This window comes from Streptomyces sp. NPDC030143 (assembly GCF_055573695.1).
The window spans coordinates 49,035-75,024 of sequence record NZ_JBVIAY010000015.1 but is presented as its reverse complement, the minus strand read 5'-3'; the positions used below and the strand labels follow the sequence as shown (position 1 = coordinate 75,024).

The following is a 25,990-nucleotide window of genomic DNA, read 5'->3' as shown; positions in this document are numbered from 1 at the left end:
GTACCCCGGGGCCGCGGTCACCGGCCGCCGGGCGGAGGTGGTGCGTCAGCCGCTCGTGCCGCGGGAGAGCTCCCACAGCTGGAGGGTCGCTGAGGAGTTGAGGACGTACGCCGAGCCCGTGACGCCGTCGCGGGAGGCGACGTACTGCCTGCCCTGCCACAGCGGCAGGACCGGGACGTCCTTGGCGACGATGTCCTGAATCTCCGTCAGGCTCTTGGCCGCGGCGAGACGGTCGGCCTCGCGGCGGGACTCCGGGATCAGGTTGTCGATGATGTCGGAGTTGGCGTACGGGGACTTGAGGAAGTTGTCCTTGTCGAGGAACGGCGCGACGAAGTTGTCGGCGTCGGGGAAGTCGGGGAACCAGCCCATGCCGTAGACCGCGTACTCACCCTTGCGCTCGGCGGGGACGAAGGCCTCCCAGGGCGTGCCCTGGATGGAGACGTCGAACAGGCCGCTGTCGTTGAGCTGCTTCCTCAGCTGCTCGAACTCCTTCTTGGTGGCCGTGCCGTAGTGGTCCGTCGTGTAGTTGAGCGTCAGCTTCACGGGCGTGCTGACGTCCGCCTCCTCCAACAGCTTCTTGGCCTTGGCGGGGTTCGGGTCGCCGTAGGTGTTGAAGAACGAGTTGGAGTGGCCGGTGACGGAGGCCGGGACCAGCGAGTACAGCGGTTCGGCCTGGCTGCCGTAGACCTCGGAGACGAGGCGGCCGCGGTCGATGATCTGGGCCATCGCCTGGCGGACGGCCTTGTCCTTGACGGTCGGCGCGGAGGTGTTGAAGGCCAGGTAGCGGATTTCCAGGCCGGCCAGCTCGGTGATGTCGACGGCGTTGTCGCTGGAGGTGTCGGAGAGCTTGTCGATCTGCTCCGGCGTCATGGTGCGGGTCATCAGGTCGATGTCGCCCTTGTCGAGGGCGGTGCCCATCTCGTCGGCGTCCCGGTAGGAGACCATCTCGACCTTGTCGTTCTTCACGTCGAGCGTCCCCTTGTAGTGGGGGTTCTTCGTGAAGACGGCCCGGGTCATCTCGTCGCCGTCGGTCTCCGCCTGGAGCGTGTACGGGCCGGAGCCGTCGACCGCGAAGCCGTCGCGCAGCTTGCCCTTGTCGTAGTCGTCGGGGTTGACGATGCCGGCGACCGGGGTGGACAGCTTGAAGGGGAAGGTGGCGTCGGCGGTCTTGAGGTGGAAGATCACCTCGTCGTCGCCCTGCGTCTCGACCGTGTCGATGGTGGACAGCAGGGCGAACACGCCGGAGTCGGCCTTGATGGCGCGGGCGCGGTCGATGGAGAACTTCACGTCCTCGGCGGTGACGGGGTCTCCGTTGGAGAACGTGAGCCCGGAGCGCAGCTTGCAGGCGTAGCGCTCGTTGCCGCTGTCGGTGAAGCCGCAGCTCTGGGCGGCCTCCGGGACGGGGTCGCCCTCGCCCTTGGGCTGGACCATCAGGGTCTGCACGGTCTGGCGCAGGATGTTCCAGGTGCCGACGTCATAGGAGTACGCCGGGTCGAGCGGTGCCGGGGCGTCCTTGGTGGCGGTGAACCGGTCGGTGGTGCCCACGACGATGGCGTCGCCGCTGCCGCTGCCGCCGTCGGTCCCGCCGCAGGCGGCGAGGACGGGCGCCAGCAGACCCACCACGGCCGGCAGCACCAAAGTCTTGCGGTTCATGCTCGAGTTTCTCCACAGCTGTTCGGTCCGTGTACCCGGCATGCAGGGGTGTCGCGGCGGATCACGGGGGTGAGGCGATGTTCTCGCGATGAGATTAGTCCGCACCGGCACACGGGTTCGCAGGCGCCGGAGTTGAAACCTCATCACGCAGCGAAACCGGGTGTGGACAGACCGAAAGGCCGCCAGCGGAATGATTCGTGCAGCGTTCCATGAATCGGGACACAAGGTCACGCCGACACCCCCCGAACGAGGGGGGCAGGCACGCGACAGCGCACCTGTCGATCCTTGGGGGCGTGGGGAAGCTCACATGCGCACGCAGGTGTACGACGAGCGGAATTCGGCCGTCGACGAAGATCGGAATTCACCCGCCCCCCGCGTGCCGATTTCTTGTTCGTTATCGGCGGTGCACGCTCGGTGAACGGCTATCGCATATTGTCATCGCGTGATCACGGGCGTTCTCCGGGGGCTCATGAGGCGGCCATCAGACCGCGCAGAAATGCCAGGTCGACCTGTTCCAGGCTGGGCACGACGGTTCGCCGGGCGGCCGGTGAGATGGGGGCCACGGAGGGCACGGCGACGACCTGGCAGCCCGCCGCCTCGGCCGCCGCGACACCGGTCGCGGTGTCCTCGATGACGGCACATCTGGCCGGATCCGCTCCGAGACCTGCGGCGGCCGCCAGATAGGGGTCGGGGTGTGGCTTGGTGCGCGCGACCTCGTCGCCGGCCACGGTCAGGGCGAAGTGCTGGGGGCCGAGCGAGGCGAGGACGCGGTCGATGATGCGCCGGTGCGAGGCGGAGACCAGGGCCGTGGGCACCTCGTGCTCGGCCAGTTCCGCGAGCAGTCGGGCGGCCCCGGGCATCAGCGGCAGGGCACGGGTGATGCGGTCCTCGAAGCCCTCGTTGAGCAGGACGGTGAGTTCGGCGAGAGTGATGTCGGCACCGGTCGCCTCGATCAGGAAGCCGGCGCTGCGGCTCATGGGGCCGCCGACCACGACGTGACGCCAGGAGTCGTCGAGGGTGTGGCCGAGGCCGGCGAAGACCTCGACTTCGACGTCCCACCAGAACCCTTCGGTGTCCACCAGGGTGCCGTCCATGTCGAGGAGTACCGCCTGCAGGGCGGAGCCCTCGGTCGTGCGGGTTCCTGGCGCGGAAACCGTGCTGGTCATCCACGTACCTCCTTGAGGGACGAGCAGGCCGGCCGCCTCCTTCTCCCAAGAGGCAACCGGCCTGCGGTGGACCGACCAGTGTACGGCTTGTCCGATCGGAGTGCCGGGTGGGGCGCGCCTCAGCGTGCGCGGGGCCTCACCGGGCGTTGAAGTACTTCGCCTCCGGATGGTGGAGGACGATCGCGTCGGTGGACTGCTCGGGGTGCAGCTGGAACTCCTCGGACAACTGGACGCCGATCCGTTCCGGCTGGAGCAACTCGGCGATCTTGGCGCGGTCCTCCAGCTCGGGGCAGGCGCCGTAACCGAGGGAGAAGCGGGCGCCGCGGTACTTCAGGGCGAACATGTCCTCGATGTCGGCGGGGTCCTCACCGGCGAAGCCCAGCTCGGAGCGCACGCGTGCGTGCCAGTACTCGGCGAGTGCCTCGGCCAACTGCACGGACAGGCCGTGCAGTTCGAGGTAGTCGCGGTAGGAGTTCGACTCGAAGAGCTTGGCGGTCTCCTCGCCGATCCGCGAGCCGACGGTGACGACCTGGAGGCCGACCACGTCGGTCTCGCCGGACTCCTGCGGACGGAAGAAGTCCGCGAGGCACAGCCGGCGGCCGCGGCGCTGGCGCGGGAAGGTGAAGCGGGTGCGCTCGTTGCCGTGTTCGTCCAGGAGGATCAGGTCGTCGTCCTTGGAGACGCAGGGGAAGTAGCCGTAGACCACGGCGGCTTCCAGCAGGTTCTCCGTCTGGAGCCGGTCCAGCAGGCCGCGCAGCCGGGGGCGGCCCTCGGTCTCGACGAGCTCCTCGTACGTCGGTCCGTCGCCGGTGCGGGCCTGCTTCAGGCCCCACTGGCCCTTGAACAGGGCGCCCTCGTCCAGCCAGGAGGCGTACTCCTTGAGCTGGATGCCCTTGACGACGCGGGTGCCCCAGAAGGGCGGGGTGGGGATCGGGTTGTCGGTGGCGACGTCGGAGCGGACGTGCCCCTCCGCGGGGCGCTCCTCGGCCTCGACGGTGGCGCTCGCACGCACCCTGCGCTGCTTCAGCTCGGGCAGCTTGGCGCCGGGCACGCCGCGCTTGACGCCGATGAGGGCGTCCATCAGGCGCAGACCCTCGAAGGCGTCGCGGGCGTAGCGGACCTCGCCCTCGTAGATCTCGTGCAGGTCCTGTTCGACGTAGGCCCGGGTGAGCGCGGCGCCGCCGAGGATGACGGGGTAGTCGGTGGCGAGTCCCCGCTGGTTGAGCTCCTCCAGGTTCTCCTTCATGATCACCGTGGACTTGACCAGGAGCCCGGACATGCCGATGACGTCGGCGCGGTGCTCCTCGGCGGCGTCGAGGATCGCGGAGACCGGCTGCTTGATGCCGAGGTTGACGACGTTGTAGCCGTTGTTGGACAGGATGATGTCGACGAGGTTCTTGCCGATGTCGTGCACGTCGCCGCGCACGGTGGCGAGCACGATGGTGCCCTTGCCCTCGGCGTCGGACTTCTCCATGTGCGGTTCGAGGTGGGCGACGGCCGTCTTCATCACCTCGGCGGACTGCAGGACGAACGGCAGCTGCATCTGGCCGGAGCCGAACAGCTCGCCGACGACCTTCATGCCGTCCAGGAGGGTCTCGTTGACGATGTCGAGGGCGGGGCGGGCGAGCAGTGCCTCGTCGAGGTCGGCCTCCAGGCCGTTGCGCTCGCCGTCGATGATGCGGCGCTTGAGGCGCTCCTCCAGCGGCAAGGCGGCGAGCTCCTCGGCCTTGCCGGCCTTAAGGGACTTGGTCGTCGCCCCCTCGAAGAGCTGCATGAGCTTCTGGAGCGGGTCGTAGCCCTCGCTGCGGCGGTCGTAGATGAGGTCCAGCGCCGTGCGCACCTGCTCCTCGTCGAAGCGGGCGATGGGGAGGATCTTGGAGGCGTGGACGATCGCGGAGTCCAGGCCCGCCTTGACGCACTCGTCCAGGAAGACGGAGTTCAGCAGGATGCGGGCGGCCGGGTTGAGGCCGAAGGAGATGTTCGACAGGCCCAGGGTGGTCTGGACGTCGGGGTGGCGGCGCTTGAGTTCGCGGATCGCCTCGACGGTGGCGATGCCGTCCTTGCGCGACTCCTCCTGACCGGTGCAGATGGTGAAGGTCAGGGTGTCGATGAGGATGTCCTCCTCACGGATGCCCCAGTTCCCGGTGAGGTCGGCGATGAGCCGTTCGGCGATCTCGACCTTCTTCTCGGGGGTGCGGGCCTGGCCCTCCTCGTCGATGGTCAGGGCGATCAGTGCGGCACCGTGCTCCTGGGCCAGACGGGTGACCTTGGCGAAGCGGGACTCGGGGCCGTCGCCGTCCTCGTAGTTGACGGAGTTGATGACCGCGCGCCCGCCGAGCTTCTCCAGGCCGGCCCGGATGACCTCGACCTCGGTGGAGTCCAGGACGATCGGCAGGGTGGAGGCGGTGGCCAGGCGGCCGGCCAGTTCCTCCATGTCGGCGACCCCGTCGCGGCCGACGTAGTCCACGCAGAGATCGAGCAGGTGGGCGCCCTCGCGGATCTGCTCGCGGGCCATCTCCACGCAGTCGTCCCAGCGGCCCTCCAGCATGGCCTCGCGGAACTTCTTGGAGCCGTTGGCGTTGGTGCGCTCGCCGATGGCCAGGTAGGACGTGTCCTGGCGGAAGGGGACGCTCTGGTAGAGGGAGGCGGCGCCGGGCTCGGGGCGCGGGTCGCGCTCGACGGGGGTGAGGTCCCGGACGCGCTCGACGACCTGGCGCAGGTGCTCGGGGGTGGTGCCGCAGCAGCCGCCGACCAGGGACAGGCCGTAGTCGCGGACGAAGGTCTCCTGGGCGTCGGCGAGCTCCGGCGCGCTCAGCGGGTAGCTGGCGCCGTCCTTGCCGAGGACGGGCAGGCCCGCGTTGGGCATACAGGCCAGCGGGATGCGGGCGTTGCGGGCCAGGTAGCGCAGGTGCTCGCTCATCTCGGCGGGGCCGGTGGCGCAGTTCATGCCGATCATGTCGATGCCGAGCGGCTCCAGGGCCGTCAGGGCGGCGCCGATCTCGGAGCCGAGCAGCATGGTGCCGGTGGTCTCGACGGTGACCGAGACGATCAGCGGCACGTCCAGGCCGGAGGTCTGCCGGGCGCGCTGGGCGCCGAGCACGGCGGCCTTGGTCTGGAGCAGGTCCTGGGTGGTCTCGACGATGAGCGCGTCGGCGCCGCCGGCGATGAGCCCTTCGGCGTTCTGCTGGTAGGCGTCGCGCAGGGTGGTGTAGCCGACGTGGCCGAGGGTGGGCAGCTTGGTGCCGGGGCCGATCGAGCCGAGCACCCAGCGGGTGCGTCCGTCGCGGGCGGCGAAGGAGTCGGCCGTCTCGCGGGCGATGCGGGCGCCGGCCTCGGACAGCTCGTGGACCCGCTCGGGGATGTCGTACTCGGCCATCGCGGCGAAGTTGGCACCGAAGGTGTTGGTCTCGACGCAGTCCACGCCGACCTCGTAGTAGGCCTCGTGGACGGAGCGGACGATGTCCGGACGGGTGACGTTGAGGATCTCGTTGCAGCCCTCGAGGTTCTGGAAGTCCTCGAGGGTGGGCTCCTGTGCCTGGAGCATGGTGCCCATGGCTCCGTCGGCGACCACCACGCGGGTGGCGAGGGCCTCGCGGAGCGCGGACACACGGGTCCGGCTGTCGGCGGAAGGGGTCGGCGGCTCGAAGGCCATGAAGGGGCTCCCTTTGGTGCGACGGCTGTCGGCTTCGCGTGACCGCGGGAGGCGTACGGGACCGCCGCCCGAGGAAGGCGCACGCCGCCAGCGTAGCCGGGACCGTGGGCTTATGGTCAGGGCGTCCACGGGGCGGACGAGGACGCCGTCCGGGTCAGCCGGGACGGACGGGTGACGGAACCGGTGTCGACCGACCATTAGCGAGAGGTCGCCATGGACCGGTAGTGTTCGACATTGCCGAACGGCGGTGGCGCAGGCCGCCCGTGGACGGTCGAAGGGGACGGAGGCAGGACGGCGATGGCACGGAACATCCAGTCGCTCGAACGGGCGGCCGCGATGCTGCGGCTGCTCGCGGGCGGCGAGCGGCGGCTGGGCCTGTCGGACATCGCCTCGGCGCTGGGCCTGGCCAAGGGCACCGCCCACGGCATCCTGCGCACCCTGCAGCAGGAGGGCTTCGTCGAACAGGACGACGCCTCCGGGCGCTACCAGCTGGGCGCGGAACTGCTGCGCCTGGGCACCACCTACCTGGACGTGCACGAGCTGCGCGCGCGGGCCCTCGTCTGGACCGACGACCTGGCCCGCTCCAGCGGCGAGAGCGTCCACCTGGGCGTGCTGCACCAGCAGGGCGTGCTGATCGTCCACCATGTCTTCCGGCCCGACGACAGCCGGCAGGTGCTGGAGATCGGCGCCATGCAGCCGCTGCACTCCACGGCCCTGGGCAAGGTCCTGTCGGCCTACGACCCGGTCGCGCACAGCGAGGCCCTGGAGGCCGACCGCAAGCCCTTCACCGAGCGCACGGTGTGCGAGCTGGAGGACTTCGAGCACATCCTCGACGTCACGCGCGCGCGTGGGTACGCGGCCGACGTGGAGGAGACCTGGGAGGGCGTCGCCTCCATCGCCGCGCCGATCCACGACCGGCGGCGGATGCCGGTGGGCGCGGTGGGCATCACCGGCGCCGTGGAGCGCCTGGGCCGGGAGGGCGAGCTGCGCCCCGAGCTGATCGCGGCGGTGCGCGACTGCGCCCGCGCGGTCTCGCGGGACCTGGGCGCCGCCCGGTTCTGACGTCCGGCGGCCGCCGAGGACGACGGGAGAGCTCACCGGGACGCCGGACGGCGTTCCGGGGCTTCGCCATACCCTGAAACGGACATACCGAGCGAAGACTCTCACCTCGGGCCCGCGTCCGACCTCCGGAACCGATAGCCCACAGCGATCAATAACGATCGTACTTTCGATAACAGAACTCTTGACGCACACGTGGCGCCGGACAAGACTCCCGTCCATCGGTCGGCATTGTCGAACACCTACCGGCAATACGCGCTAGAGTGTGACAGGGCCAGCGACCGGCATCGCTCTCACCCCCGAGGGCGCCAGACCCCCGGAGGGACCCGGGGTTCGGTTTCCCTGGACGAAGGACAAAGGAGTCGCGGGTGTCCAGCTCCGACATCTTCATCGGCGAGACCATCGGTACCGCCATACTCATCCTGCTCGGCGGTGGCGTCTGCGCCGCCGTCACGCTGAAGGCCTCCAAGGCCCGCAACGCCGGCTGGCTCGCCATCACCTTCGGGTGGGGTTTCGCCGTTCTGACGGCCGTCTACACCTCGGCGCCGCTCTCCGGCGCCCATCTGAACCCGGCCGTGACCCTCGCACTCGCGATCAAGGACGGCGACTGGAGCAACGTTCCGACCTACTGGGCCGGACAGGTGCTCGGCGCCATGATCGGTGCGGCTCTGGTCTGGGTCGCCTACTACGGCCAGTTCCAGGCGCACCTCACCGACAAGGAGATCGTCGGCGGTCCGGGTGCGCAGGCCACGTCGGCCAAGGCCGTGGAGGCCCGGGAGAAGGGCGCGGGCCCGGTGCTCGGCATCTTCTCCACCGGCCCGGAGATCCGCAACGCGGTGCAGAACCTCGCCACGGAGATCATCGGCACCGTGGTGCTGGTGCTCGCCGTGCTCACTCAGGGCCTGAACGACAAGGGCAACGGCCTCGGCACCCTCGGTGCCCTGGTCACCGCACTCGTGGTGGTGTCGATCGGTCTGTCCCTGGGCGGCCCGACCGGCTACGCGATCAACCCGGCCCGTGACCTCGGTCCGCGCATCGTGCACGCCCTGCTCCCCCTGCCCAACAAGGGCGGCTCCGACTGGGGCTACGCCTGGATCCCGGTGGTCGGTCCGCTGATCGGCGGCGCGATCGCTGCGGGTATCTACAACGTCGCATTCGCTTAGAGACAGCCGGCTCACGCCGCACCGCAGGCACGCGCCGTACGTACGGCCCTCACCCACGGAACTCCAGGAGCACACAGTGACCGACGCCCACACCGCCGGCCCCTTCATCGCCGCCATCGACCAGGGCACCACCTCGTCCCGCTGCATCGTCTTCGACCGGGACGGCCGGATCGTCTCCGTCGACCAGAAGGAGCACGAGCAGATCTTCCCCAAGCCGGGCTGGGTCGAGCACAACGCCAACGAGATCTGGACCAACGTCCAGGAGGTCGTCGCCGGGGCCATCGCCAAGGCCGGCATCACCCGCGACGACATCAAGGCCATCGGCATCACCAACCAGCGCGAGACCACGCTGCTGTGGGACAAGAACACCGGTGAGCCCGTCCACAACGCCATCGTCTGGCAGGACACCCGCACCGACGCCCTGTGCAGAGAGCTCGGCCGCAACGTCGGCCAGGACCGCTTCCGCCGCGAGACCGGTCTGCCGCTGGCCTCCTACTTCGCCGGACCCAAGGCCCGCTGGCTGCTGGACAACGTCGAGGGCCTGCGCGAGCGCGCCGAGGCCGGCGACATCCTCTTCGGCACCATGGACACCTGGGTCATCTGGAACCTGACCGGCGGTGTCGACGGCGGCAAGCACTACACCGACGTCACCAACGCCTCCCGCACCATGCTGATGAACCTCCACACCCTGGAGTGGGACCCGAAGATCTGCGAGTCCATCGGCGTCCCGGCCGCGATGCTCCCGGAGATCCGCTCCTCGGCCGAGGTGTACGGCGAGATCACCGGCGGCAAGCTCGGCGACCTGCTGGGCGGCATCCCCGTCGCCTCCGCGCTCGGCGACCAGCAGGCGGCCCTGTTCGGCCAGACCTGCTTCTCCGAGGGCGAGGCCAAGTCGACGTACGGCACCGGCACCTTCATGCTGATGAACACCGGTGAGAAGATCATCAACTCCTACTCCGGCCTGCTGACGACCGTCGGCTACCGGATCGGCGACCAGGCGCCGGTCTACGCCCTGGAGGGCTCGATCGCGGTCACCGGTTCGCTGGTGCAGTGGATGCGCGACCAGATGGGCCTGATCTCCACCGCCGCCGAGATCGAGACCCTCGCGCTCTCCGTCGAGGACAACGGCGGCGCCTACTTCGTGCCGGCCTTCTCCGGACTGTTCGCCCCGTACTGGCGCTCCGACGCCCGCGGTGTCATCGCCGGTCTCACCCGGTACGTCACCAAGGCGCACCTCGCGCGCGCCGTCCTGGAGGCCACGGCCTGGCAGACCCGTGAGATCACCGACGCCATGACGAAGGACTCCGGCGTCGAGCTCGCGGCCCTCAAGGTCGACGGCGGCATGACCTCCAACAACCTGCTGATGCAGACCCTCTCCGACTTCCTGGACGCGCCGGTGGTGCGCCCGATGGTCGCCGAGACCACCTGCCTCGGCGCCGCCTACGCCGCCGGCCTCGCCGTCGGCTTCTGGACCAGCACCGACGACCTGCGCGCCAACTGGCGGCGGGCCGCCGAGTGGACCCCCCGCATGGACGCGGAGACCCGCGACCGTGAGTACAAGAGCTGGCTCAAGGCCGTCGAGCGGACCATGGGCTGGCTCGAGGACGAGGAGTAAGAAACCGCATGACCAGTCAGTCCACCCTGCAGTCCGTGCCTGCCCTGGGGACGCGCCCGGCCTCCGGCTCCAACCCGAGCCGCGCCGAGACCCGGGAACAGCTCGCCAAGGCGTCGTACGACCTTCTCGTGATCGGCGGCGGCATCCTGGGCATCTCCACCGCCTGGCACGCCGCGCAGTCCGGCCTCAGGGTGGCTCTGGTGGACGCCGGTGACTTCGCCGGCGCCACCTCCTCCGCCTCCTCCAAGCTGCTCCACGGCGGTCTGCGCTACCTGCAGACCGGCGCGGTGAAGCTGGTGGCGGAGAACCACTTCGAGCGCCGTGCGGTCTCCCGCCAGGTGGCCCCCCACCTGGCCAACCCGCTCACCTTCTACCTCCCCGTGTACAAGGGCGGGCCGCACGGCGCGGCCAAGCTCGGGGCGGGCGTCTTCGCCTACTCCGCGCTGTCGGCCTTCGGCGACGGCGTCGGGCACCTGCTCTCGCCCGCCCGGGCGGCGCAGGACGTGCCCGAGCTGCGCACGGACAACCTCAAGGCCGTGGCCGTCTACGGCGACGACCAGATGAACGACGCGCGCATGGCGCTGATGACCGTCCGCGCGGCCGTGGAGTCGGGCGCGGTGGTCCTCAACCACGCCGAAGTCACCGGCCTGCGCTTCACCAAGGGCCGGGTGACGGGCGCGGAGCTGCGCGACCGCCTCACCGGTGACGAGTTCGGCGTGAACGCCCGGCTCGTGCTCAACGCGACCGGCCCGTGGGTGGACCACCTGCGCCGGATGGAGGACCCGGGCGCGGCGCCGTCCATCCGCCTGTCCAAGGGCGCCCACCTGGTCCTCAAGCGCACCTCCCCCTGGAAGGCGGCGCTGGCGACCCCGATCGACAAGTACCGCATCACCTTCGCCCTCCCCTGGGAGGACATGCTGCTGCTCGGCACCACCGACGAGGAGTACGAGGGCGACCCGGCGGACGTCGCCGTCAACGACAAGGACATAGCCCAGATCCTGGACGAGGCCGCGTTCTCCGTCCGGGACCAGCAGCTCGACCGGGGCCTGATCACGTACGCCTTCGCGGGCCTGCGGGTGCTGCCGGGCGGACCCGGTGACACGGCCAAGGCCAAGCGCGAGACCGTGGTGACCGAGGGCAGGAGCGGCATGCTGTCCGTCGCGGGCGGCAAGTGGACCACCTTCCGGCACATCGGCCGTACGGTGATGCAGAAGCTGGAGGCGCTGCCGGGTCACCCGCTCGGCGACGACTTCGAGCCGGTCTCCTCGCTGCCGAAGAAGCTGCCGCTGCCGGGGGTCGCCAACCCGCGCGCGGTCGCCCACCGGCTGCTGGTCGACCACCCGGCGCCCGGCCCGCGCATGGCCGCCGACACCGCCCGGCACCTGGCCACCCACTACGGTTCGCTGGCCTTCGACATCGCGCGTCTGGCGAACGAGAACCCGGAGCTGGCGGAGCGCGTCCACCCGGACGCCCCCGAGATCTGGGCGCAGGTCGTCTACGCCCGCGACACCGAGTGGGCCGAGACGGCGGACGACGTGCTGCGCCGCCGGACGACGCTGACGATCCGCGGTCTGGCCACGGACGACGTCCGCGCGAAGGTCCAGGACCTGCTCGACAAGAAGTAGACCTCCGCCGGCCCACTCCCAGACCGGGGCCGGCGCCGGGGAACGGCCCCCTCCGCACCGGGGCCGGCACCACGAGAGGGGCGGCTCCCCACCGACGGAGCCGCCCCTCTCGTGTCGCACGGACGGCCCCCCGCCTGCGTCGTCGACGGCCTCGGCCGCTGCCGGACACGACGCCGACGGTGCCCGCCGAGCCTGCCACGGCCCGCGACGGGAGGCACTTCCGTCAGCAGCCCGCATAATGACGACTGGACATCCGATGTCTGGGCGAGGAACCACGGGAGGCCGGTCATGGCAGTCACCGACGAGGCGATCGAGAAGATCAAGGGCATGATCGTCTCCGGTGCGCTGCGCCCCGGGGAACGGCTGCCCAAGGAGAGCGAACTCGCCGCCGAGCTGGGCCTGTCCCGCAACTCCCTGCGGGAGGCGGTGCGCGCCCTGTCGCTCATCCGGATCCTGGACGTGCGGCAGGGCGACGGCACCTATGTGACGAGCCTCGATCCGCAACTGCTGCTGGAGGCGCTGAGCTTCGTCGTCGACTTCCACCGCGACGACACCGTCCTGGAGTTCCTGGCGGTGCGCCGCATCCTGGAGCCGGCCGCGACGGCGATGGCCGCCCTGCGCATCAGCGAGCAGCAACTGGACGCCCTGGAGGCCCTGTTGCAGAAGCTGGGCACCGCTCCCTCGGTGGAGGAGTTGGTCGCCAGCGATCTGGAGTTCCACCGGGGGATCGTGCACAGCGCCGGCAACACGGTGCTGTGCTCGCTGCTCGACGGTCTGTCGGGGCCCACCACCCGGGCCCGCATCTGGCGCGGACTGACCCAGGAGGACGCGGTCAGCCGCACCCTGCGCGAGCACCGCGCGATCCTCGCCGCGCTGCGCGACCGAGACGCGGAGGCAGCCCGCTCCTGGGCGACCGTGCACATCGCGAGCGTCGAGCAGTGGCTGCGGTCGAGTCTGTGAGCGACTTCGGCCGGGGGGTGTTCCCGGGTGGCGAACGGGGCAGTGATCCGTCCACCACCCCGTACGAGGGGACTGCGGTCGCCCCCGCCGGACGCCGTAAGGTTGGGTGGTCAGGCGAGGGCACGTCGGAAGGAGGCGCTGGGTGATCGAGCTCGAGGGGGTTCCCGAGCTGATCGACCCGGTCATGGTGGCCGCGTTCGAGGGCTGGAACGATGCCGGCGACGCAGCCTCCACCGCGGTCGCGCACCTGGAGAGGGAGTGGAAAGGCGAGGTGTTCGCGGCGCTGGACGCCGAGGACTACTACGACTTCCAGGTGAACCGCCCCACGGTGTTCATGGACGGCGGCGTGCGCAAGATCACGTGGCCGACGACAAGGTTGTCGGTGGTGCGGGTCGGCGGGGAGAAGCCGCGCGACCTGGTGCTCGTGCGGGGCATCGAACCGTCCATGCGGTGGCGTTCGTTCTGCAACGAGCTGCTCGGCTTCGCGCACGAGCTCGGTGTGGAGCTGGTGGTCATCCTGGGCGCCCTGCTCGGCGACACCCCGCACACGCGCCCCGTCCCGATCAGCGGCACCACCTCCGACACGGACCTGGCCCGGCGCATGGATCTGGAGGAGACCAAGTACGAGGGCCCCACGGGCATCGTCGGCGTCCTGCAGGAGGCGTGCACGCACGCGGGCGTGCCGGCGGTCAGCCTCTGGGCGGCCGTACCGCACTACGTCTCGCAGCCGCCCAACCCGAAGGCGACCCTGGCGCTGCTCAACCGTCTGGAGGACCTGATCGACGTGCGCATCCCGCTGGGCGAGCTGCCCGAGGACGCGCGCGCGTGGCAGGTCGGTGTGGACCAACTGGCCGCGGAGGACAGCGAGGTCGCCGAGTACGTGCAGACGCTGGAGGAGGCCCGGGACACCGCGGAGCTGCCGGAGGCGTCGGGCGAGGCGATCGCCCGCGAGTTCGAGCGGTACCTGCGGCGCCGGGACGGCGGCGGTCCGCCCGCCCCGGGGGAGCGCACCCGGCCTCCGAAGCCGCCGAAGCCGACCGGGGAGACCGCCGACGACGAGGATTCGTCGGAGGACTGAGCGAGCGGGAGGGCCGGTGGGGCCCCGGGTCCGCGTCCGGGTACCGGGACGGGTGCGGGCCCGGCCCTGGAGGACCCACGAGGGCGGTGCGCCGACGGGCACCGCCCTCGCGCCGTCAGACCTGCCGGACGGCCACCACGTCGTACTCGGTGTCGGGGGTTGGCTCCACGTTGAAGCGCGCGTTCGGCAGGTAGAGCCGGTCGCCCCAGGCCGCCACCGTCGTCGGGATGCGGAAGCGCGGGTCGGTGATCCGGGTGACGGCGGTGCCCCGGGTGCCGGCCGTGTTCAGCCGGAACACGTCGATCGCGTTCTGCTGCTGCTGGACGGCGTAGAGGGTGCGGCCGAGCAGCAGCAGCCCGTCGCCGTTGGGCAGTTTCGCCCCGCCGAGATCGACCGCGCGGGCGACTCCGGTGCGCGGGTCGACGCGCATCAGGCCGCCGCCGTTGGCGAAGGCGTTGACGACGAGGAGGGCACTGCCGTCGGGCGTGCGCTCGATGCCGTTGGCGGTGAAGTTGTCGCCCTGGACCCAGTCGCCGCCGAGCGGCACGGTCTCCACGCCCCGCGGGGCGCCGCCGCGGTCGAGGGAGAGCCGGTAGAGCTGTGGCTTGAAGGAGTCGGTGAACCAGGCGGCTCCGGGCACGAGGACCACGTCGTTCACGAACGTGCCACCGGTGGCGTACACCTGCTCGATCCTGCCGGTGCGGGCGTCGGCGGTGCGGATCTCGCCGCTGTCGCCGCCCGCGAGGAAGAGCCGGTCGCGCCGGTCGATCTTCAGGCCCACGGTGGGGTGCCCGGCGCCGAGGCCCCGGACGGCGACGGAGCCGCGGCCGGTGGCGAGGCTCGCCCGGTACACGTCGCCGTCGGCGAGGGAGCCGAGGTAGGCGAAGGGACGGGTGCCGACGGCGATGCCCTCCGGCTGGAAACCGTCGGGCAGGGGGAACCCGGTCGGCCACGCCGCCCCGGGTGTCCTGGGTGTCCCGGCGGCGTGAGCGGTCGCGGTGCCGCCGAGCAGTGCTGCCCCGGAGAGGGTGGCGGCCCCGGTCAGGAACCTGCGGCGGTCGAGGGAACGAGCTGCGGGTGTCACTGTGCGTCCTTCCGTGAAGGGACCGGCGGTGGCCGGCGGAACGGTGACGAACACTCACACCCCATCACATGAGCCGCGTCTGCGCGTGCCGATGACGACCCCGCAGGTGAGGGGCGCCTCCTCCCCGACGGAGGAAGCGCCCCCCACCTGCCGTGACAGCCGCTACTGCCGCGATGGCGGCCGTTACGCTACGGCCGCGGTGACGGCGGTCACGGCTACAGCGCGACGCCCAGCAGGGCGTCCACCGCTCGCGACACCACGCCGGGCGCCCCGGTGTCCGTGCCGCCCTGTTGCTGCTGCAGGGCGGCCCAGCGGTCGACGGCGGCCAGGGCGGCCGGGGCGTCGAGGTCGTTCGCGAGGGCCTCCCGGATCTCCTCGACGAGGGCCTCGGCGGGCGGCCCGTCGGGCCGGGAGACGGCCGCGCGCCAGCGCCCGAGCCGGTCCACCGCGTCATGGAGCACCTGGTCGGTCCATTCCCAGTCGGCCCGGTAGTGGTGGGCGAGCAGGGTGAGCCGGATCGCGACCGGGTCGACGCCGTCGCGCCGCAGCTGCGAGACGAAGACCAGGTTGCCCTTGGACTTGGACATCTTCTCGCCGTTCAGGGCGACCATTCCGGCGTGCACGTATGCCCTGGCCATGGGGAACTCGCCGGTGAGCACCTGGGCGTGGGAGGCGCCCATCTCGTGGTGCGGGAAGGCGAGGTCGGAGCCGCCGCCCTGGACGTCGAAGCCCATGCCGAGGTGGTCCAGGGCGATGGCGACGCACTCGATGTGCCAGCCGGGACGTCCGCGGCCGAGCGAGCCGCCGTCCCAGCTGGGCTCGCCCTCCCGGGCGGCCATCCACAGCATCGGGTCGAGCGGGTTCTTCTTGCCGGGCCGGTCGGGGTCGCCACCGCGCTCGGCGGACAGCAGCCGCATGGCGGCCGCGTCGAGGCGGGAGACCTTGCCGAAGTGCGGGTCGGCCTCGACGGAGAAGTAGATGTCGCCGTCGAGTTCGTAGGCGGCGCCCGCGTCCCGCAGGCGCTCCACGAGCGGCACGATGCCCGGTATGGCCTCGACGGCGCCTATGTAGTGGCGCGGCGGCAGCATCCGCAGGGCGGTCATGTCCTCGCGGAAGAGGGTCGTCTCCTTCTCGGCGAGGGCGGCCCAGTCGAGGCCGTCGCGCTGCGCGCGCTCCAGGAGCGGGTCGTCGACGTCGGTGACGTTCTGGACGTAGTGAACCTGCCGCTTGGTGTCGAGCCACACGCGCTGCACGAGGTCGAACGCGTTGTAGGTCGCCGCGTGCCCCATGTGGGTGGCGTCGTACGGCGTGATGCCGCACACGTAGATACGGGCGACGGGACCGGGGTCGAGGGTGACCGGGCCGCCGGTCGCGGTGTCGTGGATCCTCAGGTCGCGGCCCTGACCAGGCAGGGCGGGGACCTCGGAAGCGGGCCAGGCATGCATGTCATGAGCGTAACCGGAGGGAACTTCCGCATACGAACCGGAGCCGACCGGATGGCCGGGAAGGCGGTCTTGCGCGCTCCCGACCGGTGTGCGCTCACCCCGCCCCGGCCAGGGCCCTTCTGATGGATCTCCGTGGGAGAAGGAGCGGCGTCCGGGGCGTGCTTCTCGGCGTGCGGCGCGGAAGTCCTCGTAGCGGCGCTGCTTGGGCTTTCGCGCGGTGCGGCGAGAGTGCGTGCCGGGCGTCGCGACGCCGCGGAGATCCATCAGAAGGGCCCTAACGGCCACCGCCGGGCACGACCCGCGCTCAGGTCACGTCCACGCACGGCCATGTCCGCTCGGACCCCGTGCCGTACGGCCCCGCCGCGTTCGGCCCGCACGGCTCCCGTCGTGGGCCCCGCCCGGCAGCGGACGCACTCGGCCCCCGCCGCACTCGGCCCGCCCGCACGGCCGCGACCGCCCGGCCCTTCCCCTCCGCGACGCCGGCTCCCGGCTGGGCCGTGGCGAGGCGGCTCCCGTGACACCGCGGCCACGCCACCGGCACGGCCGCACCCGCGGCCGCAGCCGCAGCGCACGCGCACCGCACCCGCACCCGCACCCGCAGCGTGTTACACCGGCGGCCAGGGGATCGCCGGCCACTCTCCGCCCGGCTCCGGGTGCGTCCCCGACTCCAGCAGCGCGGCCACACGCGCGCGCGTGGCGTCGATCTCGGCCGGGGTGATCAGTGGCGCCAGGACGGCCGCCAGGGCACCGCCCTCCGCCAGTTCCGCCCCGAGCCTCGTCAGGACCCGCGTCGCCTCCCCGGTGAGGGGCTCCCCCGCCCAGCCCCACAGCAGCGTGCGCAGCTTGTCGTCGACGTTGAAGGTCACGCCGTGGTCGATGGCGTACAGCCGGCCGTCGGCGGTGGTCAGCAGGTGGCCGCCCTTGCGGTCGGCGTTGTTGACGACCGCGTCGAGGACGGCGAGCCGCCGCAGCCGCTCGTCGTCGGCGTGCACCAGCAGCGCGGTCCGCCCCTCCCCGACCTCGGCGAACCCGATCGCCTTCCAGCCCGCTCCCGGTTCCTCCCCCTCGACGAGGGCGAGCAGCCCGTCGTCCGGGGCCGCCTCGATCCACAGCTGGCACATGCCCTCGCCGTAGGGGCCGTCGCGCAGGACGGTCGGCGGGACGAGCCCCCAGCCGGTCATCTCGGAGACCGCGTACGCGGCGACCTCGCGCCCGGCGAGGGTGCCGTCGGGGAAGTCCCACAGGGGCCGCTCCCCCGCGACCGGCTTGTAGACGCAGGCGGCCTCGCGGCCCTCGTGGGCGACGGTGCAGTACAGGGCCGCGTTGGAGGCGTCACGGATGCGTCCGCGCACGGTCAGCTCACCGTGGGCGAGCAGGTCGTCCCATCCGGCGGAGGAGGGGCCGGTGGTCGTCACGCCCCGCGGCGGTATCCGTTCTGGCGCGGACATACGTGTCCTTCCGGGTCGAGCGGCAGGCTGCACAGCGGGCAGGGCGGCCGGCCGGCGTTGACGACGTCGAGTGCTCTCTTGGCGAAGGCTCTGGCCTGCGCGCCGGTGAGCCGGACCCGCAGCATCGGGGGCCCGTTCTCCTCGTCCTGCAGCAGCCGCTCCTCGGCCTCGGCGAGGTCCTCCTCGGAGTCGGCCTCGAGTTCCACGAGGGCCTGCGCCTCGACGATCATGCGCTGCTCCTCGCCGTCCCAGGCGAGGGCCATGGTGCCGACCCGGAACTCCTCCTCGACCGGGGTGTCGAGGGGGGCGGAGTCGCTGATCTCGGTGGGCGCCACCGCGGGTACGGCGGCGCTGCCGCCGCTACGGCGTACGACCTCGTCCAGCAGCTCGTCCATGCGCTCGGCGAGCGCGGCGACCTGGGTCTTCTCCAGGGCCACACTGGTCACTCGGGATCCGGCGGTGGCCTGGAGGAAGAAGGTACGGCGCCCGGGCAGTCCGACCGTACCGGCCACGAAGCGGTCCGGGGGGTCGTAGAGGAACACCTGACGGGACACGTCCTGTCTCCCTGGGAGTCGTGGGTACGGGTACGTCCATGCGTGAACGTGCGTGTGCGGACCGGTTCACCCTACTGCGGGCGACGATCACGGTGCGCCCGCCTCGCCCCCGACCGTGGCGTCCCCGGCCGGCGGCTCCTGGCGGGGCACGAGCGAGGCGAAGTCGCCGGTGTCGCCGAGGCGCACGAGAAAGGGCCGCAGACGGGTGTAACGGATCGCGGTGATGGAACACGGTTCCACGGAGATCCGCTGGAAGAGGTCGAGATGAAGTCCGAGGGCGTCGGCGACGAGCGACTTGATGATGTCGCCGTGCGAGCACAGGAGCCAGACGGCGTCGGCGCCGTGGTCGCGCTCCACGCGCGCGTTCCACTCGCGCACCGCCTCGGCGGCGCGGGTCTGCATGGCCCGCATCGACTCACCGCCGGGGAACGCGACCGCGGAGGGGTGCGTCTGCACGACCTCCATCAGCGGTTCGTCCTTGAGTTCGGCGAGCTTGCGGCCGGACCAGTCGCCGTAGTGGGCCTCCCCGATCCGTTCGTCGGTGTGGACGGACAGGCCGGGGCGGGCGGCGACGAGGGGCTTGATCGTCTCCTGGCAGCGTTGCAGCGGGCTCGCGACGACCTCGGCGAGGGGCAGTCCCTCGAGCCGCCCGGGCAGTGCGGCGGCCTGCTCGACGCCGCGCTCGTCGAGGGCGACGCCGGGCGTCCAGCCGGCGAGCACTGCGGAGGTGTTGGCGGTGGAACGTCCGTGCCGGACGAGGATCAGCGTGGGCATGCCGCCCAGGGTAGGCGCACGTGCGTGTGCGCAGAGGAACGGCCGAAAGGGGAATGCGCTCCGTGATCGTCGACTGCGCCGTCTACCGTGACGGACACCGTACGGAAGGCCCACAGGACTTGTCCGACGCCCTGGACGCGGCGCGCGCCGCGGGCGACTTCGTCTGGATCGGGCTGCACGAGCCGACCGAGAAGGAGTTCGAGCACGTCACGCAGGAGTTCGCGCTGCACCCGCTGGCCGTGGAGGACGCGCTGAAGGCCCATCAGCGGCCCAAGCTGGAGGTCTACGACGACTCGCTGTTCCTGGTGCTGAAGCCGGTGGTGTACGAGCCGGACAGCGACACCGTCTCCTCCGGCGAGGTGATGGTCTTCCTCGGCGACTCCTTCGTGGTGACCGTCCGGCACGGCGAGGGTTCTCCGCTGGCGGCCGTGCGGCACCGGCTGGAGCAGGAGCCGGAGATGCTCGCGAAGGGGCCGACGTCGGTGCTGTACGCGATCGCCGACGCGACCGTCGACCACTACCTGGACGTGGCGACCGAGCTCCAGACGGACCTGGAGGAGCTGGAGACGGACGTGTTCTCGCCGGACGGCGGCGGCTCGCGGCACACCGCGTCGCGGATCTACACCTTCAAGCGGCAGGTCCTGGAGTTCCGCCGGGCGACCGGTCCGCTGACGGTGCCGATGGGGCGGCTGGCGGGCACCGGCGGGATCGGTTCGGTGCCCTTCGTGAACGACAGCGCGCGGCCGTTCTTCCGTGACGTCGGCGACCACCTCGCGCGCGTGAACGAGTCCGTGGAGAACCTGGACCGGCTGGTGTCGGACATCCTGTCGGCGCACCTGGCGCAGATGAGCGTGCGGCAGAACGACGACATGCGGAAGATCTCCGCGTGGGCGGCCATGGCCGCGGTCCCCACGATGATCGCCGGGATCTACGGCATGAACTTCGATCACATGCCGGAGCTGCGCTGGGCGTGGTCGTATCCGGCGGTGATCGCCCTCATGGCCCTTCTGGAGGTGCTGCTGTTCCGGCTGTTCAAGCGCCGGGGGTGGCTGTAGGTCAGGCGAACTCGGGGGCGGTGGTGGCGGGTCCGCCGAGGGCGTCGCGCCGTGCGGGCATCTCGAGGGACACCATCCGCCGCCAGCCGGCGACCCGCTCCCAGACGTACAGGACGTGGATGCCGGCGGCGAGGACGGCGGCCCTGGGCCGGGACCAGCCGAGCAGGCGGCCCATGTGGGCCATCACGGCGAGGCTGACGTCGCGGTAGACGCGGATCTCGGCGAGCGCGCACGCGCGCAGGGTCCGCTGGATGGCGCGGCCGTGTCCCGCGCGCGCGAAACGCAGCAGTTCCTCGTGGCAGTAGGCGAGGTGGTTGTCCTCGTCGTCGGAGATCATCCGCACCGCGCGGCCGAGACCGGGGTGGTCGCCGAAGTACCCGCGCAGCATCCGCATCTGCTCGGAGGCGCGCTGTTCGGTGACCCGGCTGTGCGCGAGGTAGGTGATGATGTCCTGCACGGTCAGGGGCCGGTCGCTCCTGAGCCTGTCGTGGGCGAGCCCGATGCCGTTCCGTTCCAGGAGCATCGTGTAGTCGGTCTCGGGCGGGACGGGGACGGGCCGCAGTCCGCGCTTCCTCATCAGGGCGTTGAAGATGCGTCCGTGTTTGTCCTCGTCGGCGCCGTGCCGGGTGATCTTGGGGGCCATCGCGCGTTCGTCCTCGGGGACGAGGGCGGCGATCCGGGCGTTCTCCCAGCCGCCCTGGGACTCCCCTCCGGCCGCGATGGAGCAGAAGAGCCGGAAGGACTCGTCGTGGTCGAGGATCTCCTGGAACAGACTCTTGGCCGAAAGCATCGTGGACACCTCTCCGCAGGATCGCGCAGCACTCCGCGAAGAACGAGTCAAGTGCCGTGCGAGGGGTGCGGCAACAGCTGTGTCGGACAACTGCGCCGAACGGATGACCCTTCGGCTGACGAGCGAGGCGTAACCGTGCGGTTCCCGGCGCGTTGTTCTCCGTGACGGCCGTGGCGGGGAAGACCCCCGAGCCCCCACCACGGCCGCTGAACAACTCCCCCGCCCGTCAGGCCAGACCGGCGAGCTCCAGCGCCTCGGTGCCCGCCCGCAGCGAGGCGAGCCGCTCGTCGAGGGTGAAGCCCGCCGGGGCGAGGGTGAGGGTGGTGACGCCGACGGCCGCGTAGGCCTTCATCCGGTCGGCGATCCGCTCCATGGAACCCAGCAGCGTGGTCCGGTCGATCAGCTCGTGCGGTACGGCGGCCGCGGCGCCCTGCTTGTCGCCGGAGAGGTACTTCTGCTGGATGTCGGCGGCCGCCTCCTCGTACCCCATGCGGCGCGCGAGCTGGTTGTAGAAGTTCTGCTTGAAGCTGCCCATGCCGCCGACGTACAGCGCGGTGTAGGGGCGGAAGGTGTCGGCGAGCTGCTCGACGTCCTTGTCGGCGCCGAGGGCCAGCGGCAGGGTGGGGCACACGTCGAAGCCGTCCAGCGTCTTGCCGGCCTTCTCCCGGCCGGCGCGCAGGTGCTTGATCGCGGTGTCCTCGAGGTGCTCGGCGGACGGGAAGATCAGCAGGGCGCCGTCGGCGATCTCGCCGGTCTGCTCCAGGTTCTTCGGTCCGATCGCGGCGATGTACAGCGGGATGTGCTCGCGCTCCGGGTGCACGGTCAGCTTGATCGGCTTGCCCGGGCCGCCCGGCAGCGGCAGCGTCCAGTGCTCGCCGTCGTACGACAGCCGCTCGCGCGTCATCGCCCTGCGGACGATCTCGACGTACTCGCGCGTGCGGGACAGCGGCTTGTCGAACGTGACGCCGTACCAGCCCTCGGACACCTGCGGGCCCGAGACGCCGAGGCCGAGGCGGAAGCGGCCGCCGGAGAGGGAGTCGAGGGTGGCGGCCGTCATCGCGGTCATCGCGGGCTGGCGGGCGGGGATCTGGAAGATGGCCGAGCCGACGTCGATCCGCTCGGTCTGGGCGGCGACCCAGGTGAGAACGGTGGCCGCGTCCGAGCCGTAGGCCTCGGCGGCCCAGCACACCGCGTAGCCGAGCCGGTCGGCCTCCTGGGCCACGGCCAGGTTGTCCGCGTCCATTCCGGCTCCCCAGTAGCCGAGGTTGATCCCGAGCTGCATGGCCGATTCCCCTTACTGATCAGTAACGACGCTGTTCCGGCAGACCTTAGCGCGGGCGCCGCGCCCGGGGAGGGCGATGTGGCGAGCGTCGCGCGCCCCGGCAGGGCCCCAACCTGCGCGGAACGCCCCGGCGCCGGCGGACTTCCGTTGTCCACAGGCAACCCACGGCCCAGTTCTGGCCAGTAATCTCGGCACCCATGGAGCAGAGGCATCTCGGCCGCACCGGCCTGCGTGTGTCCCGCATCGGGCTCGGCACCCTGACCTGGGGCCGCGACACCGACGAGCATGACGCCGCGGACCTCTTGAAGACGTTCTGGGAGGCGGGCGGGACCCTCGTCGACACGGCGGACGTCTACGGCGACGGCGAGGCGGAGTACCTTCTCGGGCGTCTCATAGAAGGCCTGGTTCCGCGCCGGGAGCTGATCATCTCGACGAAGGCGGGAAGCGTGCCCGACCCGGACCGCCGGTTCGACGGCTCGCGCGGCCATCTGCTCGCCGCCCTCGACGCCTCCCTCTGCCGGCTGGGCACGGACTACGTCGACGTGTGGCACGTGCACGCCTTCGATCCGGACACACCCCTGGAGGAGACCCTCCAGGCCCTCGACATCGCCGTCTCCAGCGGCCGCGCCCGCTATGCCGGCGTCTCGAACTTCTGCGGCTGGCAGCTCGCCAAGGCGGCGACCTGGCAGCTGTCCGCGCCGGGCACGCGCACCCGGCTGGCCAGTACGCAGCTGGAGTACTCACTGCTCCAGCGCGGTGTCGAGCGCGAGGTGCTGCCGGCCGCCCTGGACCTGGGCATCGGGCTGCTGCCCTCCTCACCGCTGGGCCGTGGCGTCCTGACCGGCAAGTACCGCGGAGACGCCCTCCCGCCGGACTCGCGCGGCGCCTCCGACCACTTCGCGCCCTTCGTCGAGCCCTACCTCGACGACACCGCGAGCCGGATCGTCGACGCCGTGACGACCGCGGCGGACGGGCTCGCGGTGACCCCGCTCCAGGTCGCGCTGGCCTGGGTGCGCGACCGGCCCGGGGTGAGCGCGCCGATCGTCGGCCCGCGCAACGCCCAGCAGCTCACGGCGGCGTTGTCAGTGGAGGCGCTTAGTCTTCCTGACGAGATCTGCCGGGCGCTCGACGACGTGTCGGCGCCCGTGCACCGCTATCCCGATCACGACTGGAGCACGCTGTGAGCACGGAGCCGGAGCCCGCCGAGACCAACCACCCCGGGCCGGGCACCCCGGACGAGGCCCCGGTGACGGACGCCGCCGACGCGGCGGACCCGAGCCTCGACGCCGACGGGAGCACGGCCGGCGCCGAGGGCACCGCGGACGCCGGGCCCACCGCGGACGCCGGGCCCACCGCGGACGAGGCCGACCCGGCAGCCGACGACGCCCCACAGCCGGCCGCCGGGAGCGGCGGGGACGACACCTCCCCCCGACTCTCCGAGGCCGAGGCGGAACTCGCCGCGCAGAAACAGGAGCGGGAGCGGATCGAGCGGCGGAAGGCCGAGAAGAAGGGGCCCATCGAGGCCGGCACCAAGCTCAGCGGACCGGCGGCCGATCTGCTCGCCGCCGTCCGGGCCGTGGAGGGCGGGGCCGCGCCCACCGCCACCGTCTTCGCCGAGCCCCGGCCCGTCCCGCGCCGCCCGGCCCCGGAGCCCGTGCGGCAGCCGCAGCCCGAGCCGGCCGCCGCCGCGCCGACGGCGCCCGCCGCGCACACCGTCGAGTCCGTGCGCCGGGTGCTGGCCGGCGGGGGCGCCCCCGAGTCGCTGGCGCCGCAGGTCGCCGCGGCCCTCGGCGAGGGCGCCGAGGAACTCCTGGCCGAGGACCCCTGGCAGTTGCTGCGCGTGTCCGGCGTGCGGCCCGAGCAGGCCGACGGCTTCGCGCGGGCACTGCTCGGCGCGGAGTGCGCCCCCGACGACGAGCGGCGGGGCCGCGCGGTGACGGTGTGGCTGCTGGAACAGGCCGCCCTCGCCGGGCACACGGCACTGGATCTGCCGGCGCTGACGGCCGCGCTCGCCCAGCGGGGCGTGCCGGACGCGGACGCGGCGGTGCAGCACACGCTCGCGGAGGGCGAGGCGCTCGCCTTCCAGGACGCGCTGGAGCAACCCGGCGCGGCGCAGGACACGGACGAGGAGCGTCCGGTACGGGTCCTGATCGGCCTGGAGCGGTACGCGCTCGCGGAGGAGAGCCTGGCCGACGGTCTGGCCCGCATGACCTCCTCCCTGGCCGAGGAATCCTCCCCTGGGTGGGGGTCGAGCGCGTCCGGCAGCGCGGCCGAGCTGGTCCGCGCGGTCGCCGGCCACGGCCTGGTGCTGCACACCGGCGGCGAGGCCGCCCGCGCCGAACCGGCGGCCCTGCTCACCGCCGCCCGGGCCCTGGGCCTGCGCGCCGTCGCGGCCTGCCACACGGCGGACGGCCGACGCCGGTTCGCCGCCCTTCTGACCGACGGCGCCGACGACGTTGACGCCGACGCCGGTGTCGTCACCCTCGCCGGCCTCCTCGCCGGCACCGAAGGGCCCGGCCGTGACGCCGACGGGGCGCTGGCCCTCGACCTGCTGATCGTCCTGGACGCGCCGCAACTCGACGTGGAGACCGCCGCCACCGTGGTCGAGTCGCTGCCCGACGGAGCCCGGCTTGTGCTCAGCGGGGATCCGGCGCTGCTGTGGTCGGCGGGCCCCGGCCGGGTCTTCGCCGACCTGCTCGCCGCGCGCACGTGTCCGCAGATCGCCTCGCGCACACCCGATCCCGGACCGCTCGGCGAGCTGGTCTCCGGGGTGGGCGTCGGCGAGCTCAACCAGGTGGACGCGCCCGGCAAGGAGATCGTGATCGTGCCGGTACGGGACGCGGGCGAGGCCGTGCACCGGACCGTGCAGCTCGTCGCCGACTCGGTGCCGCGGGCCTTCGGCGTCGCCCCGGGAGAGACGGTGGTGATCACGCCGGGCCACGGCGGCGCGGCCGGCACCCGGGTGTTGAATGCCGCCCTCAAGGAGCGGCTCAACCCCGGCCCGGGCCGCTTCGGCGGCTTCGACCCCGGCGACCTGATCGTCCACTCCCCCGCGCCGGGCCGTACGGTGCCGGGCCGGGTGGTGGGGGCCGACGCGGACGGGCTGCACCTGTCCTGCGCGGGCGTCCCCGTCGTCGTGCCGAGGGACCGGGTGGAGCAGTCCGTGCGGCACGGGTGGGCGCTGACCGCGCACCAGGCCGTGGGCGGCCGCTGGCCCGCGGCGGTCGTGGTGCTGCCCGGTGACGCCGCGCAGGCACTCACCCGGCCGTGGGTGTACACGGCCTTCGGCCGGGCCGAGCGGCATCTGTCCGTCGTGCACGGCGTCGAGCAGGCCCTGCCCAGGGCGGTCGCCGAAGTCCCGGCCAAGCCCCGCACCACCCGCCTGCCCGTCTTGCTGCGCGCCCAGGTGCCCGCGGCGCACTGAGGGGCCTTGCACCGTGCCCGCCCGGACCGCACGGCCTGATCAGGCGCTCATAGTGCAAGGGCCCCTGAGCGGACGCGGACGGCGGGGGGGGGGGGGGGGGGGGGACCCGGCCCCCCCCCCCCTCACTGTTCTAGGCTACTAGGATCCCAGGGTGGGTTTTGCC

Annotated in this window: 19 protein-coding genes; 9 read left to right on the top strand and 10 right to left on the bottom strand. The window is 71.9% G+C overall.

From position 1 onward, the window contains the following. Window positions 1–45: 45 nt before the first annotated feature. The 3 genes from ACZ4YY_RS24465 to metH form a co-directional block, all read right to left on the bottom strand. Window positions 46–1,653: an ABC transporter substrate-binding protein gene (locus tag ACZ4YY_RS24465; protein ID WP_468293957.1), complete on the bottom strand. Its 1,608-nt coding sequence runs from the start codon at window positions 1,651–1,653 to the stop codon at window positions 46–48. A 467-nt stretch (window positions 1,654–2,120) separates the two neighbouring features. Continuing rightward, window positions 2,121–2,819 (bottom strand): HAD family hydrolase, encoded by a 699-nt coding sequence (locus tag ACZ4YY_RS24460; protein ID WP_468293955.1) that lies wholly within the window; start codon window positions 2,817–2,819, stop codon window positions 2,121–2,123. 136 nt (window positions 2,820–2,955) lie between these two features. Further along, on the bottom strand, window positions 2,956–6,471 hold the full coding sequence (metH, locus tag ACZ4YY_RS24455) for a methionine synthase (protein ID WP_468293953.1): 3,516 nt from the start codon (window positions 6,469–6,471) through the stop codon (window positions 2,956–2,958). Between the two features lie 297 nt (window positions 6,472–6,768). Here metH and ACZ4YY_RS24450 point away from each other — a divergent pair, with 297 nt between their 5' ends. The 6 genes from ACZ4YY_RS24450 (at window position 6,769) to ACZ4YY_RS24425 (ending at window position 13,971) form a co-directional block, all read left to right on the top strand. After that, complete coding sequence (locus ACZ4YY_RS24450; RefSeq protein ID WP_468293950.1) at window positions 6,769–7,533, top strand: IclR family transcriptional regulator; 765 nt, start codon at window positions 6,769–6,771, stop codon at window positions 7,531–7,533. 365 nt (window positions 7,534–7,898) lie between these two features. Beyond that, window positions 7,899–8,693 (top strand): MIP/aquaporin family protein, encoded by a 795-nt coding sequence (locus ACZ4YY_RS24445; RefSeq protein WP_468293947.1) that lies wholly within the window; start codon window positions 7,899–7,901, stop codon window positions 8,691–8,693. A gap of 76 nt (window positions 8,694–8,769) precedes the next feature. Further along, entirely contained in the window at window positions 8,770–10,308 is a 1,539-nt protein-coding gene (gene glpK / locus ACZ4YY_RS24440) for a glycerol kinase GlpK (protein ID WP_468293944.1), read from the top strand. An 8-nt stretch (window positions 10,309–10,316) separates the two neighbouring features. Beyond that, window positions 10,317–11,933, top strand: coding sequence for a glycerol-3-phosphate dehydrogenase/oxidase (locus ACZ4YY_RS24435; RefSeq protein WP_468293942.1), 1,617 nt, complete (start codon window positions 10,317–10,319; stop codon window positions 11,931–11,933). A gap of 288 nt (window positions 11,934–12,221) precedes the next feature. Beyond that, window positions 12,222–12,893 carry a FadR/GntR family transcriptional regulator gene (locus tag ACZ4YY_RS24430; RefSeq protein ID WP_468293939.1) on the top strand — a complete coding sequence of 224 codons (672 nt, stop codon included), beginning with the start codon at window positions 12,222–12,224 and terminating at the stop codon, window positions 12,891–12,893. 142 nt (window positions 12,894–13,035) lie between these two features. Further along, entirely contained in the window at window positions 13,036–13,971 is a 936-nt protein-coding gene (locus ACZ4YY_RS24425; RefSeq protein ID WP_468293937.1) for a PAC2 family protein, read from the top strand. A 115-nt stretch (window positions 13,972–14,086) separates the two neighbouring features. Here ACZ4YY_RS24425 and ACZ4YY_RS24420 read toward each other — a convergent pair whose 3' ends face one another. The 5 genes from ACZ4YY_RS24420 to ACZ4YY_RS24400 form a co-directional block, all read right to left on the bottom strand. Further along, complete coding sequence (locus tag ACZ4YY_RS24420; protein ID WP_468293934.1) at window positions 14,087–15,055, bottom strand: SMP-30/gluconolactonase/LRE family protein; 969 nt, start codon at window positions 15,053–15,055, stop codon at window positions 14,087–14,089. Window positions 15,056–15,270: 215 nt separating this feature from the next. Further along, on the bottom strand, window positions 15,271–16,500 hold the full coding sequence (mshC, locus tag ACZ4YY_RS24415) for a cysteine--1-D-myo-inosityl 2-amino-2-deoxy-alpha-D-glucopyranoside ligase (RefSeq protein ID WP_468293932.1): 1,230 nt from the start codon (window positions 16,498–16,500) through the stop codon (window positions 15,271–15,273). A gap of 605 nt (window positions 16,501–17,105) precedes the next feature. After that, window positions 17,106–17,948, bottom strand: a complete 843-nt coding sequence (locus ACZ4YY_RS24410; protein WP_468293929.1) for an SCO1664 family protein — start codon at window positions 17,946–17,948, stop codon at window positions 17,106–17,108. Further along, the gene (locus ACZ4YY_RS24405; RefSeq protein ID WP_468293926.1) at window positions 17,912–18,502 is read right to left on the bottom strand and encodes a DUF3090 domain-containing protein; all 591 of its coding nucleotides are present in this window, start codon (window positions 18,500–18,502) and stop codon (window positions 17,912–17,914) included. The genes ACZ4YY_RS24410 and ACZ4YY_RS24405 overlap by 37 nt, the downstream gene beginning before the upstream one ends. Before the next feature lie 87 nt (window positions 18,503–18,589). After that, window positions 18,590–19,276, bottom strand: a complete 687-nt coding sequence (locus ACZ4YY_RS24400) for a histidine phosphatase family protein (RefSeq protein ID WP_468293923.1) — start codon at window positions 19,274–19,276, stop codon at window positions 18,590–18,592. Between the two features lie 62 nt (window positions 19,277–19,338). Here ACZ4YY_RS24400 and corA point away from each other — a divergent pair, with 62 nt between their 5' ends. Then, on the top strand, window positions 19,339–20,331 hold the full coding sequence (gene corA / locus ACZ4YY_RS24395; RefSeq protein WP_468294321.1) for a magnesium/cobalt transporter CorA: 993 nt from the start codon (window positions 19,339–19,341) through the stop codon (window positions 20,329–20,331). A gap of 1 nt (window position 20,332) precedes the next feature. Here corA and ACZ4YY_RS24390 read toward each other — a convergent pair whose 3' ends face one another. Both ACZ4YY_RS24390 and ACZ4YY_RS24385 read right to left on the bottom strand, forming a co-directional pair. Next, the gene (locus ACZ4YY_RS24390; protein ID WP_468293920.1) at window positions 20,333–21,121 is read right to left on the bottom strand and encodes a ferritin-like domain-containing protein; all 789 of its coding nucleotides are present in this window, start codon (window positions 21,119–21,121) and stop codon (window positions 20,333–20,335) included. A gap of 226 nt (window positions 21,122–21,347) precedes the next feature. Next, window positions 21,348–22,403: an LLM class F420-dependent oxidoreductase gene (locus ACZ4YY_RS24385; protein ID WP_468293917.1), complete on the bottom strand. Its 1,056-nt coding sequence runs from the start codon at window positions 22,401–22,403 to the stop codon at window positions 21,348–21,350. 197 nt (window positions 22,404–22,600) lie between these two features. Between ACZ4YY_RS24385 and ACZ4YY_RS24380 the strand changes: the two genes are divergently transcribed. Together ACZ4YY_RS24380 and ACZ4YY_RS24375 are read left to right on the top strand one after the other, a co-directional pair. Next, window positions 22,601–23,587: an aldo/keto reductase gene (locus tag ACZ4YY_RS24380; RefSeq protein ID WP_468293914.1), complete on the top strand. Its 987-nt coding sequence runs from the start codon at window positions 22,601–22,603 to the stop codon at window positions 23,585–23,587. Beyond that, the gene (locus tag ACZ4YY_RS24375) at window positions 23,584–25,827 is read left to right on the top strand and encodes a helix-hairpin-helix domain-containing protein (RefSeq protein WP_468293911.1); all 2,244 of its coding nucleotides are present in this window, start codon (window positions 23,584–23,586) and stop codon (window positions 25,825–25,827) included. Before ACZ4YY_RS24380 ends, ACZ4YY_RS24375 begins: the two co-directional genes overlap by 4 nt. Window positions 25,828–25,990: the final 163 nt, after the last annotated feature.